This window comes from Mesorhizobium sp. NZP2298 (genome assembly GCF_013170825.1).
Taxonomy (GTDB): Bacteria; Pseudomonadota; Alphaproteobacteria; order Rhizobiales; family Rhizobiaceae; genus Mesorhizobium.
On the sequence record NZ_CP033365.1, the window covers coordinates 269,192 to 284,894 of the forward strand.

General features: G+C 62.6%; 10 protein-coding genes and 1 pseudogene. 5 read left to right on the forward strand and 6 right to left on the reverse strand.

Translation table 11 applies throughout. The features are described 5' to 3' along the window. Positions 1 to 3 precede the first annotated feature (3 nt). Positions 4 to 1,848 (forward strand): ABC transporter ATP-binding protein, encoded by a 1,845-nt coding sequence (locus EB231_RS01245; RefSeq protein ID WP_172347247.1) that lies wholly within the window; start codon positions 4 to 6, stop codon positions 1,846 to 1,848. A 60-nt stretch (positions 1,849 to 1,908) separates the two neighbouring features. Here the strand turns inward: EB231_RS01245 and EB231_RS01250 are convergent, their stop codons facing one another. Continuing rightward, positions 1,909 to 2,184, reverse strand: a complete 276-nt coding sequence (locus EB231_RS01250) for an exopolysaccharide production repressor exox (RefSeq protein WP_172347248.1) — start codon at positions 2,182 to 2,184, stop codon at positions 1,909 to 1,911. A gap of 601 nt (positions 2,185 to 2,785) precedes the next feature. Between EB231_RS01250 and EB231_RS01255 the strand changes: the two genes are divergently transcribed. Further along, the gene (locus tag EB231_RS01255) at positions 2,786 to 3,463 is read left to right on the forward strand and encodes a sugar transferase (RefSeq protein WP_172347249.1); all 678 of its coding nucleotides are present in this window, start codon (positions 2,786 to 2,788) and stop codon (positions 3,461 to 3,463) included. Between the two features lie 84 nt (positions 3,464 to 3,547). After that, positions 3,548 to 4,807, forward strand: a complete 1,260-nt coding sequence (locus EB231_RS01260) for a polysaccharide biosynthesis/export family protein (RefSeq protein WP_172347250.1) — start codon at positions 3,548 to 3,550, stop codon at positions 4,805 to 4,807. A gap of 236 nt (positions 4,808 to 5,043) precedes the next feature. Here EB231_RS01260 and EB231_RS01265 read toward each other — a convergent pair whose 3' ends face one another. The 5 genes from EB231_RS01265 to EB231_RS01285 form a co-directional block, all read right to left on the reverse strand. Next, entirely contained in the window at positions 5,044 to 6,354 is a 1,311-nt protein-coding gene (locus EB231_RS01265) for an O-antigen ligase family protein (RefSeq protein WP_172347251.1), read from the reverse strand. A 222-nt stretch (positions 6,355 to 6,576) separates the two neighbouring features. After that, positions 6,577 to 7,404, reverse strand: coding sequence for an SDR family NAD(P)-dependent oxidoreductase (locus EB231_RS01270; RefSeq protein ID WP_172347252.1), 828 nt, complete (start codon positions 7,402 to 7,404; stop codon positions 6,577 to 6,579). Between the two features lie 76 nt (positions 7,405 to 7,480). Beyond that, a complete protein-coding gene (locus EB231_RS01275; protein WP_056569396.1) occupies positions 7,481 to 7,966 on the reverse strand; it encodes an acetone carboxylase subunit gamma in 486 nt (161 codons plus the stop codon). Continuing rightward, on the reverse strand, positions 7,963 to 10,167 hold the full coding sequence (locus EB231_RS01280) for a hydantoinase B/oxoprolinase family protein (RefSeq protein WP_172347253.1): 2,205 nt from the start codon (positions 10,165 to 10,167) through the stop codon (positions 7,963 to 7,965). Before EB231_RS01280 ends, EB231_RS01275 begins: the two co-directional genes overlap by 4 nt. A gap of 14 nt (positions 10,168 to 10,181) precedes the next feature. Further along, positions 10,182 to 12,269 carry a hydantoinase/oxoprolinase family protein gene (locus tag EB231_RS01285; RefSeq protein ID WP_246740991.1) on the reverse strand — a complete coding sequence of 696 codons (2,088 nt, stop codon included), beginning with the start codon at positions 12,267 to 12,269 and terminating at the stop codon, positions 10,182 to 10,184. 165 nt (positions 12,270 to 12,434) lie between these two features. On the opposite strand from EB231_RS01285, the gene EB231_RS01290 reads away from it, so the two are divergent. Both EB231_RS01290 and EB231_RS01295 read left to right on the forward strand, forming a co-directional pair. Then, positions 12,435 to 13,214 (forward strand): helix-turn-helix transcriptional regulator, encoded by a 780-nt coding sequence (locus tag EB231_RS01290; protein ID WP_172347255.1) that lies wholly within the window; start codon positions 12,435 to 12,437, stop codon positions 13,212 to 13,214. A gap of 244 nt (positions 13,215 to 13,458) precedes the next feature. Then, positions 13,459 to 15,628 (forward strand): annotated as a pseudogene (locus tag EB231_RS01295) (alpha-ketoacid dehydrogenase subunit alpha/beta). Positions 15,629 to 15,703: the final 75 nt, after the last annotated feature.

A 15,703-nucleotide genomic window follows, 5' to 3' on the forward strand; every position in this document is an offset into this window, starting at 1 on the left:
ATCATGTCGAAGTTCTCGATCCTTCGCCTGTCGCTGTTTCATGATGTCGCCGCGTTCGGCGCCGTCATTGCCCAGATCGGCGGGCGACGGACCTGGACGGCGCTGCTGTTCCTCATCCTCGGCAGCCTAACGGAAGGCATCTCGATCCTGCTGCTTGTGCCGCTGCTGCACCTGGTCGGGCGCGCCGACCAGGATTTCGCGGTGCGGTTGCCGAACAATGATTTCGTGCGCTGGCTGGTTCCGGACGGAACGCTGCAACTGACGACGGTGCTGTGCGCGCTGGTCGGGCTCGTTGCCGTGCAGGCAGCATTCAACCGCTTCAAGTCGGTCTACATGGCCAGGCTTCTGTTTGATTTCATCAACCGCTTGCGCATGAACCTGTTCGAGAGCATCGGCAAGGCGCGATGGGGGGTATTCTCGCGCATGCGCAGCTCAGACCTCGACCATGCCCTGACCGGCGACATCGATCGCGTCCAGGGCGCCGCCTTCTCGCTGCTGATGCTGGTGCAGATCGCGGTGCTTTTGGTGGGCTATCTCGTGATCTCCATGTTCATCTCGCCGGTCATGACGGCGTTTGCGATCGTCATCGGCATCGTGATGTTCATAGCGCTGCAGCCGTTTCGCTCGCGCGCCACAGCCTTCGGGCGTGTCCTGACCAGCAACCGCCAGGATCAATACCGGACAGTCTCGGAATTCCTCGGCGGCATCAAGGTGGCCAAGAGCCTGAATGTCGAGGCCAGTTATTTCGCGCAGTTGCAGGCAACCCTGGAAAGGATGAAGGCCGACAACATCGACTATGTGCGCAACAGCTCGATCGGTACCGCCGTATTCCAGGTGACGAGTGTCGTGGGCCTCAGCCTGTTCATCTACGTGGCGCTGGTCCGCTTCAACTTGTCGCTGGCCGAGATTGTCGTGCTGCTCCTGGTTTTCATGCGTATCGCGCCGCGCTTCATGGACATGCAGACGCAGGCCCAGCAGGTGCTGATCAACCTGCCCGCCTATATGGCCATGCGCAGCCTGCAGGCACGCTTCGATGCCGAGCGCGAGCCGGGCCATGCCGAATTCGACGATGCCGAAAAGCTGTCGCTCGATACCGGGCTGAACATTCGCGGCGTCTCCTTCGGCTACGACGAAGGCGCCGGCAAGGCGGTGGTGAGCGACATCACCTTCGGGCTTCCGGCTGGCAAGGTCACCGCCCTGATCGGGCCTTCGGGGTCAGGCAAGAGCACGATCGCCGACATGCTGCTTGGCCTGCTCGAGCCGACCACCGGCAAGATCCTGGTCGACGGTGTCGAGATCGACGCCAGCAATCGCCGTCGCTGGCGCGATCAGGTGGCCTATGTGCCCCAGGACGTGTTCCTGCTGCATGACACGATCGCGGCGAACCTGCGGCTTGCAGCGCCACAGGCCAGCGACGACGCGCTATGGACCGCGCTGCGCGCCGCACATGCTAGCGAATTCGTCGAGCAGCTCGGCCAGCGGCTCGAGACCGTGGTCGGCGACCGTGGCGCGCGCCTCTCAGGTGGCGAGCGCCAGCGCATTGCACTGGCGCGCGCGCTGCTGCGCAAGCCGTCGCTGCTCATCCTCGACGAGGCGACCAGCGCGCTCGATTGGCAGAACCAGGCACTGATCGCCAGGTCGATCGATGGATTGCGCGGCGCAATGACCATCCTGACCATAGCGCACCGGCCTTCGATGATCGCCTTCGCCGACTGGGTGGTGGCGATGGAAGACGGCCGTGTGGTGGAGGTCGGACAGTATCAGCGGCTGAAGGCGAAGCCGGCGAGCCGGCTATCCAGGATGCTGTCGGGAGAACAGTCGGAAACCGAACCCGCCAATGTGGCCTGAGGCTGGATCGGGGGGTCGAGAATTCAGGCTAGGCCGGCATCACCTGAATATCTGAACGCCCTAATGCAGGCTGCGCCGGGCGCTGCCCAGCTTCTCGCCTTCGGGCGCGTCGGGCGAGCTCAGCTTTCTTTCGGCTTCGCGTAGCCTGTCCGCAGGCGTCGGCGCGCTCCTGGCGATCATGGCATAGACGAGGATGAAATAGCCGGCCTGGATAACCGCCGCGCAGATGATGAGGCGCAGCAGCGTCGTGCCCAGCGAGGCGCCGCCAAGCCAGGACCAGGCGACGACGATCGCAAGAGCGAAAAGCATCCCAACGATGAATTTTGGAAGCGACATTACCCAACAGCCCATAAACCGGCTCGGGTCATATCCAACAATTGCCCCACCCGAGCGCCGTCCCTTGTCATGCGGGCTTGTTAAATCACCCGCTCTCGGCCGGTTGCTTCCGGCCTTTCACCCTGTCGCCACTGTGACAGGTATAATTTGCAATTCTATTAAGGCGAGCAGGAGGCGGCAAGGGCAACCGCACATATTTTTGATTGAGCTTACGCGATCGACTCTGTCATGCTGCAACGCACACGACGGCATTTCACTCAACATGCAGCCGACGGCCTTTTTCAGTACAATCCGTAATATTAAGTAGTATTTTATGTTAATAGTCGTGAGGCTCGTACCTTTCTAAAGCACTAATATGTGGCGTCCCAGGCGAACGAGTACGCCCTGCCCAAAAATCGCCCCAAAAAGGTCCGTATTTTTTTCCATTTGCCCATTTATTGTCACAAATTTGCTAAATATTCCGAAAAATGTGCATTGCTAGCTTATTATTTAGTCAATTCATGACGTGACTATTTCAATGGGCCGGGAAATTGTGTGTTGCGCTGCAACATTTTTTTGATATCGTGTGGTGAACCATTCGTTCAACGCATGGAGTTTCCGCATGAGGGATATTGCCAAGTCGGCCACGGCGGGCTTTTCGCAGGCTGACACCGATTTTCCGCCGCCGATCGGCGGCCTCATCAAGCGCTGCTTCGATATCGCCGGTTCGCTGGTCGGTCTGATCGCTCTCAGCCCGCTGTTCGTGATGATTGCCCTGCTCGTCAAGTTTTCCGACGGTGGATCGATTTTCTATGGCCACCGTCGAATCGGGCGCGGCGGACGGATTTTTCCGTGCCTGAAATTCCGCACCATGGTCCCGGACGGCGACAAGGTGCTGACCGCGTATCTTGCCACCAATCCGGATGCCAATGCGGAGTGGATAGCGACCCGCAAGCTGAAGAACGACCCGCGTGTCACCCGCGTCGGAGCGGTGTTGCGGAAGCTCAGCCTTGATGAACTGCCGCAGATCATCAACATCCTGCAGGGCGACATGAGTCTTGTAGGGCCTCGCCCCGTGGTTCGTGACGAGTTGGAAATCTACGGCAGTGCCGCGGTGTACTATCTGAAATCCCGGCCCGGCCTGACCGGCCTGTGGCAGGTCAGCGGCCGCAACGACGTCTCGTACGACAGCCGAGTCGCCTTCGACCGCCACTATGTCGAGAACTGGTCGCTGTTCGGCGACGTGCGCATCATCATCAAGACCGTGCCGGCCGTCTGGATGTCACGCGGCTCTTACTGACCGGCCGCAGGCACCAGGCATCCGGCGGCAAGCTCATCGGGCGATGGGGCTAAAACGGATCGGAACGTTCAGTTGAAAACAGACATGTTCGAAGCCTTTAGCAGCGGCCGCTTTTCCGGCCGCTCTCGGCTCGTGGCCAGCTGCCTTGCGGCGTCGCTCGCTTTTCTTCCCCGGATCGCCGCGGCCGAGGAATACCATCTCGGCTCGCAGGACAAGCTCACCATCCGCATCGCCGAATGGCAGACCGTGGAAGGCACGTTCCGCGACTGGTCGGCGGTGAACGGCGAATACACGGTCGGCCCGGGCGGAACGCTGTCGGTGCCTTTTGTCGGCGAGTTGCCGGCGGCCGGCAAGACCACGGCGGAAGTCGCTGCGGCAATCGGCGAGGCGCTGCAGCACAAGCTCGCCCTGTCGGACAAGCCCGAAGCCTCGGTCGAAATGGCGCAATTCCGGCCATTCTACATTTCGGGTGAAGTGCAGAATCCCGGCCAATTCCCCTATGTGCCCGATCTGACGGTGCTGAAAGCGCTTAGCGTCGCCGGCGGCATCAGGCGCAATACCGACTACGGTCCCCAGCTCGGCAAGGACCTGGTCACCGCCAAGGGCAATTTCGATATTTCCGACGACCAGCGCGTGCGGCTGCTCGTCAGGCGCGCCCGCATCGATGCCGATCTGGCCGGCAAGACGAGCTTCGAAGCGCCGAAGGAGGTCGAGGGCGACCCAAGGCTGCCGACCATCGTCAATGACGAGATGACGATCCTGACCGCCGACCAGAAGGCGCTGAAGCTGAAGCTTGAGGCGCTCGACGATCTCAAGGGTGTCCTGCAGGCCGAAATCGAATCGCTCCAGAAGAAGATCGCCAACCAGCAGAAGCAGGTCGACCTGGCGCAGCAGCAGCTCGCCAGCATCGGTCCGCTGGCGCAGAAGGGCCTGGTCGCCAATGCGCGGCTTCTGGATTCGCAGCAGTCCGTTACCGACCTGCAGGGCAAGATCCTCGACTACGAGACGGCCATCCTTACCGCCAAGCAGGCGATCAGCAAGGCGACGCAGGACGCCATCGATGCCCAGAACACGTTGAGCTCGAGCCTCGCCGCCGACCGGCAGCAGACCGAAGCCGACCTGAACGAGGCCGCGTTGAAGGTGAATATGCAGAGAGGCCTGATAGCCCAGGCCAGCGATCCCGCGACGACGGCCACCATCACCAACGACCAGCAGCCTACCCTGCTCTATTCGCTGGTGCGCAATGTCGACGGCAAGACCAGCGAAATCGCCGCCAAGGAAGACACGCTGGTGCTGCCCGGCGATGTGATCAAGGTCAAGCTGGCGCCGCTGGCCAGCCAGTAAGCCTCGGGACTTCGGCGCCATCAAGCGCTTCGATCCGTATTCAGGGAATCCCCACCTCCGCCAGGCCCGCCTGGTGGAGGTTTTTATTGACGCGATTTTCGGGCCGCCAAACGATTGGAGCGTTTCGCGGAAATGGCGAACCGCTCTATCTCCTTATTTTAACGCAACTCCCAAGAGAAAACGCTACGCGCTTTTCCCGGGCAAACCGCTCATACTTTTTCTGGAATTGCTCCAGTTCACGATGCGTCGGCGGCCGGACGACCGACATGGCGGGGCCAGGCTGGCTCGCCCCGTGCCGCATCCGCCGGCTCGAAAGCCGGCGACCACCGCGTGCGGGTGACAGGCAGCCGGGCCAGCTTGAAGTAGCTGAAATACATCAGGAAGGAGCCCATGATGTAGGGATTGAGGATCTCGACCTCGACGAAGGAGCGGATAAGCAGCAGCACCATCACGCCGAAGAGAACCACCGATTCCGACTGCCATGCCTTGAAGATCACCGTCGAGACATGGCCGTAAAGCGTGCGCAGCATGATCAGCGATACCATCGCCGCTCCGGTGAAGCCGAGCTCGACAAGCGCCTCGACATAGGTGTTGTGGAAATGGAAGCCGGTGCGGGTGGTGATGTAGAATTCGTTCCACAGCCGCTCGGCCTCGGCAAAACCCTGCACCCAATAGGCGGCATAACCGACGCCGAGGATCGGCGAGCGCTGCGCGGCGTTCCAGCCCTGCTCCCACAGATAGGTCCGCCCGGTGAGGGTCGAATCCTTGCCGAAAAGGCCAAGCACGAAGTCCATGAGCCCGAGATTGAGTGCAACGAAGGCCACCACGACGATCAGGCCGGCGCCGACCAGGAAGATCACCCGGCGATAGCGCCGTGACAAAAGCTTGGTCATGGCAAGAAGCGCGATCAGCGCCAGGACCGCCGGTATCGAGGCCATCGAGGTGGCGGAATGCGAGACAACCAGCACATAGGCCGACAACAGCACGACGGGCACGGTCAGGATGAAGCTCTGCCGGCCACGCCGCAGGAAAGCAAGGAATACCACGGAGAAATAGATGCCAAGGGAGCCGACAAAGCCGATCTGGTTCTTGGAGGCAAAAGCGCCGACAAAATTGTAGGTGCCATCAAGCACGTCCTCGGAATAGCCGCCGACCTTGAGCGAATAGAGGAGGACGAAGAATATCCCGATCAGCGCGCCCAGCGTCAGGGTCCGCACGCTGACGGTGCGCGCAGCGACATAGGCACAGGCGATGTGGGAAAGGTACTGGATCGCCGTCCTGGCGGTGATGCCGGGTGCCTGCGACCAGAAGACGGAGAAGCAGACATAGGCCGCGAACAGCAGCGGCAGCCAGGCGCTGGACAGCTGCCGCAGGAAGCGCCGGTAGTCGACCAGAATGAGCGGAAGCCAGACGGCGTAATAGGCAAGGACCAGCACCTGGCCGAAAATGACGGAATAGGAGAACGCCCAGATCGAGACGGCAACGGCAAACGCGCCATAGACCGAGTTCTTCTCGGGATCGACCAGCAGGGACTTTGGAATCTTCATCTCAGAGTCCCGTCGACGCGCCCCAAGCCCGGCAGGCCGCAAGCCGGCCGGCATATCCGCGAACAGGGGCGTGCAATAAACCGCATCTCCATTGTGCAGTGCAATATAAACTATCGCACCGCATGCTCAATGGCAAATCCGGTCACCTTGTCTTACATCGGCGCGAACGGGGAGAGGTCAGCCGGCACACAGCACGCTCGCGCCGATCAGGCGAGGAGAACGCTACCACAGGGCTCCGCCGGTGACCTGTATGTTTTCCATGGTGATGCCTCTGGCGAGATCCGAGCACAGGAATACCGCCAGAGCGGCTATCTCCTGCGGCTGCAGCATGCGCTGCTGCGGGTTGCCCCTAGCAATCTCGGCCATTGCTTCTTCGGCCCTCCGCCCCTTGCCCTCGCGCTCGACGACTTGCGCCACATTGCGTCGCATCAGTTCGGTCTCGACCCATGTCGGGCTGATCATAACGCAGGTGACGCCGTGCGCGGCCCCTTCCAGGGCCACGCAGCGGGTGAGGCCGAGAAGTCCGGCCTTGGAAGCGCAATAGGCGGGGTTATCCTTCCAGCCGACGGAAGCGGCGGTCGAGCCGATGTTGACGATGCGCCCCCAGCCGCGCTCGATCATGCCGGGAAGCACGGCGCGGGTAGCGCGGAAGGCGCCGGTCAGGTTGGTGTCGACGATCTTGTCCCACAGCGCATCGGAATGGCCGCAGACCGGCTGCTCGGTGGTGGTGCCGGCGGCGTTGACCAGTATGTCGGCAGGGCCGATGGCGGCTTCGGCTTCGGCCACGAAACGGTTGGTGATCTCACTGTCGCGGACATCGAGATGAGCGGCCCGAACCCTGGTGCCATGGGCTGACAGGGCCGATCGCACGCGCTCAATTTCGTCGGCGCCCGGATAATAGGCGGCATCGGATCTGTCGGTGTCCGCAGGCGCGATATAGGAGCCGACGGCAACATTGGCGCCGGCTTGCGCCAAGGCCGTCGCAATGGCGAAACCCATGCCCGAAAACCCGCCGGTGACGATCGCGCCGCGGCCGGAAAGGTCTGTCATCGCGTGGTTCTCCGTTGGTTTGGGCAGGCAATCAGGTCCGGGAGTATTTGTCGACGCGGTTCGCGGCTTCACCCCCTCAAAGAGGCTTGCCCAGCCATTCGCGATAGAAGCCTTCAAGATCCGGTTCGAAATCGTGCACGATGGGATAGCCGGGTGCCGCCGCTTCGACCTCGTGCATGGTGCCGCACTCAGGGCAGATGAATTCGCGAATCTCCATCCATTGCGGATCGGGGATATCGCTGTTGGGGTAGATTTCGCGCAGCGATTCCTCGGTGTTGCGCACGATGATCGAAGCCTTCAGCTTCCAGTTCTTGCGATAGTCGCCGAAGGAATGGCCGCATTCGCAGCGTGTCACCCTCTCGTCGCCGCTCTGGCAGATGAAGAGATGATCCGAGACCGGCAACAGGATCGGATCCTTCCAGCCGACGCGGTCCTGCAGCACCGCGACATATTTGAAGAAGCGGTCGTCGTCCTTGTAGGCGCTCATGACGCGGCGCGTCTGCGGCCAGGGCAGCGTGCCCGCGACCAGATCGGCGATGACTTCCTTGCTGTACGAGGTCATGGCTTTGCTCCCGGCATGAAGATCGATTTGGCGTCGACGTTCCAGAAATCGCTGAATTCCCTGGTGAAGCGCGACGACAGCTTGATCGCGCTGGCATACATTTTCTTCACCTCCGGTGCGAAGTCGGCCTTTTCGACACGGCCGCGTTCGGTCGCGATCCACTCCGAGACCGGCCTTGCCTGCGCCAGCCGCCTGGCGCGCATCTCGGCGCGATGACGCTTGGTGGCCTCGAGATTGGCGACGGGATAGCCGTCCTCATCCTCATCCAGCATGATGCCGAAGATGCCCTCGGCCGCTTCCTTGGTCAGATAGCCGTTCTCGACATCCATCGCCGTCTTGATCGGGTCGCGCTCCAGCACGTCGCCATAACCGCCGCCACCATTGTAGGAATGGGTGAAGACGTCGCCGGTCTTGTGCGGGGCGGTGATATAGGGCCCCTCCATCGTCACGTGCTCGCCCTGCAGCCGGACTTCGAGTTCGGAGCGATGCGGGTTGGTGCCGGTGTGGTGCGCCAACGGCGCCCGTTTTTCGGCGAGTTCGAAGATGTTTGAATCGCGTACCGCGCGATGCTTCTGGCAGGTCGGCGCCGGATAGCCGCCACACATGCCGCCATTGTCGAACACACGGGAGGAATGCTCCGATGTGACCAGCCTGAGATGGTCGGTCTTGCTGACCAGCCATGTCGACAGGAAAGAGCAGCCGCCGCGATATTTGCCGGCGCCGCCGGAATTGGGAACGATCGAGCGGCCTATATAGACCATCGGCATGCTCTGTTCCCAAATCTCGATGTTTCCCATGTCGGATTCAGGGTTCCAGCCGACATAGGCCGTGTCCAGCCCATCCTTGATCGCCAGCGCGCCGGAACCGGCGGCAGCACATTCGAAATGCGCCATGCCGAACAGCTTGCCGTACTGGCTGGTGCCGCCCATCTCGATCATCGGGCTGTTGACCTGGCCGACGAAGGCCTCCTCGACAAAACCGCGGCCGATGAAGGAGCGCGACAAAAGCCGCTGGAACACGCCATAGGCAGGAAGCAGCAGGGCCCATGAGGTGGCGGTCGCAACCATCTCGTTGTCGGGGTTGGTCCAGGTGCCGTGCGGCAGTTTCAGTTCGGTCGCCATCCAGGCGCCGTCATTGACCAGGCCTTCGAAATTCATGTGCTGGGTGAGCGTCACGAACATGCCGCCATCCATTCCGGCCGGCGTGCAGTTCATCGAATGGTAACCCCAGGGCTGCGTGCCTTCGAAGTCCATGATGATCTTGCCGTCGGTGGTGATCTCCATCTCGATCGGTATGTTGTAGAGCCAGTCGGGATCGCCGAGCGGCTGGTAGCCCGGCTTGCCCTTGGTGACGTGGCCGTAGAAGGTGTGGCCGCGATAGATGCCGGGCACTGTCAGCTGGCGCGTGCGGGCGAGCTGCGCGCGGCGGCCTTCCTCGATGAACTCCTTCGACACCTGCATCCAGTAGTCGAGGCCGATCTCGTCGATCAGCGCCTTGACGCTTTCGCGCATGTCGATGCAAGAGGCGACCTTGGCCTTCTCGTCGAGCACCCAGTAGATCGGCATGCGCAAATTGCGCTCGCAACGGATGACATAGTCGCGGCGGATCTCGTCGTTCTCGCCGACCTTTTCGGCGCAGACGAAAAGACCCTCGGTGAAGCGCTCCTGCGCCAGTGCCACGTCGCCGCCGGGCGTGATGCCGCCAGCCTCGAGTTCGTGGCAGACCGCGCCGGCCCAGCCAACCAGCTTGCCCGAATGGAAGATCGGCACAACGTCCATCACGTCGGGCACCTGCACCGTGCCGATGAAGGCATCGTTGTTGGCGAAGATATCACCGTCGCGGATGCAAGGGTTCTCTTCGTAGCCGTTGCGGATCATCCATTTGATGAAGCGGCTCATCGTGTGCACATGCACCATGATGCCGTTGGAGAGCGCGATCGCATCGCCTTCCGGCGTGTAGATGGCGACGACCATTTCACCGACTTCACGCACGCCGGGCGAGGCGGAGATGCGACGGGCCATCTCGCGTGCCGAGACGCAGTAGGCGCGCAGCTTGGTGTGCAATGTTTCGAACTTCAGCGGGTCCTGGTTGCGCAGTTCGAGCTCGGTGATGCCGTCATAGCAGCCGGTCTCTTCCATGAGTCGTTCGGATTCGATCAGCCTTTCGCGGATGCGGAGCGCGGAGGCGGGTTTGTCCAGCATGGCGTTCGCCCTTCTCAAGCGTGGGTGTAGTGCAGCAGCGTCCATTCATCGACATGGACACGGTCTTGCGGGTGAACGACCAGCGTTGTCGCCGGGTGTTCGATGATGGCCGGGCCGATGACCTCGTGGCCGGGCCGCAGAAGGTCCATCTCGTAGAGATTGGCCTTGTGCCAACGTCCGCCAATATAGGCATCGCGAACGCCCTTGCGGGCGGACGCCGGATCCGACTTGCCTAGCGGGCGCTTGAGCAGCACCGGCTTGACCTTGTCGGCGGTGGCGATGAGGCCGAGCTCGGTGATGGAGAAACCGGCTTCGCCATAGCGCGAGACGCGATGGTTGACCTTGGCGTAGACCGCCTCGAACTCGTCGATGACCCTGCGCATGTCGTCGGCCGATTGGATGGCCGACAGCGGCGCCATCACCTCGACGTCCTCGAGCTGGCCGGTGTAGCGCATCATCAGGAACGGCACGGTCCTGATCTTGTCGCGCGCATGGCCGTCCTCGATCATCTCGTCGACCGCCGCCTTGGTGAGGTCGTCCCAGACATTGGTGACCTTCTTGCCGAAGGCGAGCAGTTCGTCATCGCTGGCGCGTGCGCCGATGTCGTGCTGCGTCGACACGGAATGTCGACGCATGAAATCGGCGGTGGTGCAGCCAAAGGCCGAGAAGGCGGCGGCAAACTGGAAGGTGATGATGTCCTTGAAGCCGATGCCCCTGGAGCAGCCGGCCAGATGCAGCGGACCTGAGCCGCCATAGGACAGCAGCGTGAATTCCGAGGGATGGATGCCTTGGCCGGAGATGACGCGGCGCAACGCATTGTTGGCGTCGGCCTCCAGCATGTCGATCATGCCTTCGGCAGCCTCCTCTACACCGACGCCAAGCAGGCGTGAGCACTTTTCCTCGAAGGCCGCCCTGGCCTTCTCGACCTGCAGCACGACCTTGCCGCCGAGGAAATAGTGCGGGTTGAGGCGGCCGAGTATGGCGTCGCAATCGGCGATGGTCGGCTCCGTGCCACCCTTGGCGAAGCAGATCGGGCCGGGATCAGAGCCGGCGCTTTCCGGCCCGAGCGAGACTTTCTTGGTCAGCGGGTCGACCTTCAGGATCATGCCGGCACCGGCGCCGATCGTATCGAGATGCAGCGTCGGGACGTTGAGCTTGAAGCGGTCCATCAGCGGCTCGTTCTCGATCCGGGTCTGGCCGCGGGTGATGACGCCCATGTCGAAGGAGGTGCCGCCCATATCCGAGCAGATCAGCGAATCGTTGCCGATCAGCTTGCCGACATAGGCAGCGCCGAGGATGCCGCCGATCGGGCCGGAGATCATGGTCTCGTGCAGGCGCGGGTGGTTGATGGAGGTCAGACCGCCGAAGGAGAGCAGCGTCTGCACGCCGTATTTGAAGCCGTATTTCTTCGCGACGTCCTCGATGCCCTTGAGTTGCTTGCGCCCGCGCGAGGTGGCATAGGCTTCGATCAGCACCGAGTTCAGCCGCGACTGCTCGCGGATGACCGGGCGCACCTCATGGCTGGTGTAGACGCGGATATCGGCACCGGCGGCAGCGACCTCCTCGCGGCAAATCTCGGCGATGCGCTTCTCGTGCACCGGATTGACGTGCGAGAAGATCGTCATGATGCAGATGCCCTCGACCTTGTCGGCGATGAGCTTCCTGGCGGCGGCAACGACCTCATGTTCGTAGAGCGGCAGGATGATGTCGCCGAACTGGTCGATGCGCTCGGTGACCCCATGGGTGCGGCGGCGCGGCACAAGCGGATCGGGGTGCTGGTGCGTCACCGCATGGAGGCGGTCGGCATAGGAATAGTCGGCCCAGGCCTGCAGGCCGCGGCCCATCAGGATCATGTCCTCGAGGCCCTTGGTGGTGATCAGGCCAAGCCGGCGGCCGGTGCGCGACAACAGCGTGTTGAGCATGCCGGTGCCGGAATAGAGCACCACGTTCACGCCTGAAAACAGCTGTTCCAGCGAGATGCCCCAGGCGTCGGCCGCATCCTCCGCCGAGGCGAGGAAACCCTCGGCCTCGTTCTTCGGCGTGGTCGCCGACTTGCCGATCTTGAAGTGGCCGTCCTGATCGACAAGGATGGTGTCGGTCATGGTGCCGCCGGCGTCGATGCCGATGACGATGGGGTTGGTAGTGATCTGGTCCACGGGTCGCCTTCCCTCTTCGAGAATGACCGCAGGCTAGATTCGATCGCGCGGATCGCGCCATATGCCTAAAGGCACAATGACGAGCGGGGGACTCGTCACCGACAAAGAGGCATGCGCATGGGCAATATCTGGGCGCCGCTCGCAAAGGCGATCGCCGCCACCGGCACGGACAAGCATGTCGACTGCCTGATCGATCTGATCGGCGCCGACATCGATCACGACCTTGTCACGGTGACGCGCTACTCGACGACCCAGACACCGGAATTCGTCAAGCACCGGCGCTTCTCCGACGAGATGGTCCAACGCTATCTCGCCAGCTACTACGTCTTCGACCCATTCTATGCCTCCTGGCGGCGCGAGCGCCGGTTGGGCATCATGCCGTTGAAGCGGCTTGCCGACGACGAAGCCAAGCGCGGCCAGTACATAGCCGGCTTCCTGACGCAGTCGGAGATCTGCGACGAGGTCGGCATCATGCTCGCCGATGGCGGCGACTGGTGCCTCGGCATCTTCCTCGACCGGTCGACCAGCGCGTTCAAGGAGAGCGAGATCGCCCTTCTGGATGAGCGGCTGCCGGTGTTCGAGGCGCTGCACGCGCTCGACATCAAGGCGCGCGGACGAGAGTTTCTTCGCACGTCGGCGCCAACCGGTCCGGGCGCCTCACCCCGGCAGGAGCCGACCATCCCGACGAGGCTGTGGCCGGAACTGTCGCTGCGCGAACGCGAGCTGGTGCAGCTCATCCTCGCCGGCCATCCGACGGCCAACATCGCCGAGCGCCTCGGCATCACCGTCGGCACCGTCAAGAACCACCGCCGGCGCATCTATGAAAAGCTCGACATCACCACCGAGCGGGAATTGTTCCTGCAGTTTTTCCAGCACCGGGCCGACCGGTAACTGGCCTCTAATGTCTGCGCCACGTGGCCTTTCAGTGCCGCCGAAACGATCCGATCACGCGCCTTGAAAATTCCACTTGCGGAACCGCGCCGTCCCGGCTTAGTCTCGGCTTTGCGCAGAAAATGAAATTTAATTCCATTTACCTGCCGAACCCCGCAAGCCAGTGTCTTGGCGAGAAAATCGCCTGACACAATCGACTGAGACAATATTTGATATATCATCTACCGAAACGGGACTAGCCTAAATGGTTCAGCAGACAGCGATCCAGCCATCGGCGCCCTGGTTGCGGCTCGACGTCGACGAGTCCGACTGGAACGCCGCCGAGGTGCCGAACCTGGTGCGCTGGTATCACCAGATGCTGCTCATCCGCCGTTTCGAGGAAAAGGTGCTCGACCTTGCCAATGCCGGGCTGGTGCATGGGCCCGCGCACGCCAGCATAGGACAGGAGGCGACGGCCGTCGGCGCCATGTCGATGCTTGGCACCGGCGACCGCATCAACGGTACGCATCGCGCGCACCATCAGGTGCTGGCCAAGCTCGTCAACGCGCAGACACCGGCTGGGTTCAACCCGCTGCATGACGCTTTCAGTGCGGACATGCAGGGGTCCGTGCTGGGCCTGATGGCGGAGATCATGGGGCTCAACGCAGGTTACTGCGGCGGCCGCGGCGGCTCGATGCATATGCGCGACGATGCTTCCGGCATTCCCGGCACCAGCGCCATCATCGGCGGCAACCTGCCACACGCGGCGGGCTATGCGCTGGCCGACAAGCTGCTTGGCACCGGCAACATTTCGGTCGCCTTCTTCGGCGACGGAACGATGATGGCCGGACCGGCCTATGAGGCGATGAACATCGCCGCGCTCTACCGGCTGCCGGTGATCTTCTTCGCCGAGAACAACTTTTATGCCGTCTCCACCCATGTCAACGAACAGACGCGCGAGACGCGGCTGGCGTCACGTGGTCCGATGCTGGGCTTTCGCGGCATCGAATGCGACGGCATGGATGTGGTGGCGGTCCATCACGCCATGCGCGAGGCGCGCCGGGCGATCGAGGAAGACGGCGGGCCGGTGCTGGTCGAGGCGCTCTGCTACCGCTTCCTGCACCAGAGCGGTGCACGGCCGGGCAGCGAGTTCGGCTATCGCACACGCGCCGAGGAGGACGTCTGGAAGGCGCGCGACCCGCTCACCACGATGGCCGCGCGGCTGAAGACGATGGGCATCCTCGATGCCTCCGACCTCGCTACACTCGACCAGCGCGTCATGGAGGTGGTCAACACCGCCGCCGACTCGCTGACCGAAATGAGCGGCAATGCGTTGCGCATTCCCGACCATCTGTGGCCAAGCCCTGATGAAGTCGACAACCAGATCCGCGGCGACCTTTCGGAACTCAGGAACGAACGCTTCCTGGAGATGGAGGACGTGCCGCCGGCCGGGACCAGGCCGGTCAAGTTCATGGTTGCCGCATCGGAAGTGATCGCGCGCGCCATGGAGCAGGACCCGCGCATCATCATCATGGGTGAGGATGTGCACCGGCTGCGCGGCGGCGTCTCGGGCGCCACCAAGGGCGCGCTGGAGCGCTGGCCGGAGCGCGTGCTGGCGATGCCGATCGCCGAGAACGGTTTCGTCGGCGTGGCGCTGGGCGCGGCCCTGTGCGGCCTGCGGCCGATCGTCGAGATCATGTTCGGCGACTTCTGCCTGGTCGCCGCCGACCAGCTTTTCAATGCGGTCAGCAAGGTGCGGCACATGTTCGGCGGCGGCTTCCCGGTGCCGATCGTGGTCAGGGTGCGCGTCTCGCCGCACACCGGCTACGGCTCGCAGCATTCGGGCGATCCGTCCGGCCTGTTCGCCCTCTATCCCGGTTGGCGCATCGCCGACGACGCCCTTCGACTATGTCGGCCTGATGAATTCGGCGCTGAAATGCGACGACCCGGTCGTCGTCATCGAGCATGTCGAACTGTTCCCGAGCGAGGGGCCCGTTCCAACCGATGACCGAGACTATTGCGTGCATCTCGGCAAGGCGAAAGTCGTCAGGCCAGGCAGTGCCTGCACCTTGCTCACCTCGGCCAGCATGGTGTCCGTTGCAAGGCAGGTGGCCGAGGAGACCGGCGTCGATGCCGAGATCATCGACCTGCGCAGCCTCGACCCGACCGGGCTCGACTGGCAACTGGTGGAAGCCTCCATCCGCAAGACCAACCGCGTCGCCGTCGTCGAGCAGGTACAGCGCGGGCTGTCGCTCGGCGGACGGCTGACACAGGAGATTCAGGACCGCGTGTTCGACTATCTCGACCACGAGGTGCTGCATGTGACGGGCAGCCTTTCGGCTCCCGTCGTATCGGCCCCGCTCAACCGGGCCGCACTGGGCGGCGCTGACAAGCTCAAGGCCGCTCTTCGATCCCTCACCGGCGTGAGCGGGTAGAGCTGATGCATTGCCACAAAGATCCGACAAGAAAATGGGAGAACTGACATGAACACCCTACCGAGAACCAAGACC